This is a genomic window from Ruegeria sp. AM1, from assembly GCF_056540745.1.
Genome location: NZ_JBQFXH010000041.1, coordinates 1 through 840, shown reverse-complemented (window position 1 = coordinate 840; position 840 = coordinate 1). Strand labels below are relative to the sequence as shown.

Here is an 840-nt window from a genome sequence, read left to right as displayed (position 1 = left end):
TGCTAGGGTCAGGACCCATTGATTTCTGCGAGGTTGCGTGATTCACGGTTCGAAAAACGAGCGGTGAACATGTCTGATCTGTTTTGGCTGACCGACGCCCAGATGGCGCGTCTTGAGCCCTTCTTCCCAAAGTCTCACGGCAAACCCCGCGTCGATGACCGGCGGGTGTTGAGCGGGATAGTCTTCATTAATCGCAATGGTTTGCGCTGGCGCGATGCGCCGAAGGAATACGGCCCACACAAGACGCTCTACAACCGCTGGAAACGTTGGAGCGACAAGGGCATCTTCGCCCGGATGATGGCCGGATTGGCCGCTGAGCACGGCGAAGATAAGACCGTGATGATAGATGCGACCTACCTGAAGGCGCACCGCACAGCGACCAGTTAGGGCGTCAAAAAGGGGGGCGTGGACGCCTGATCGGTCGGACCAAGGGCGGCATGAACACGAAGCTGCACGCTATCTGCGACAGCAAGGGACGCCCACTCAACTTGTTTGTGACGGCTGGGCAGGTCAGCGATTACATCGGCGCACGGGCATTGTTGAGCAGCCTGCCAGATGTCGAATGGCTGCTTGGGGATCGCGGATATGACGTTGATTGGTTCCGGGAAGCGTTGAAAGACAAAGGGATACGCGCGTGCATCCCAGGTCGGAAGCAGCGGAAGAAAGCGGTGAAGTACGACAAGCGTCGCTAAAAACGTCGCAATCGGATCGAGATCATGTTCGGAAGGTTGAAAGATTGGCGGCGAGTGGCAACCCGATACGACAGGTGCCCAAAGGTCTTCCTCTCAGCCATCGCACTGGCGGCTACCGTCATCTATTGGCTATGAGTCCTGACCCTAG

The 840-nt window shown here is 57.4% G+C and carries 1 pseudogene; it reads left to right on the top strand.

The window, feature by feature from the left end:
* The first annotated feature begins 69 nt into the window (after nucleotides 1-69).
* A pseudogene (locus ACR0I7_RS20080) lies at nucleotides 70-827 on the top strand (IS5 family transposase).
* Nucleotides 828-840: the final 13 nt, after the last annotated feature.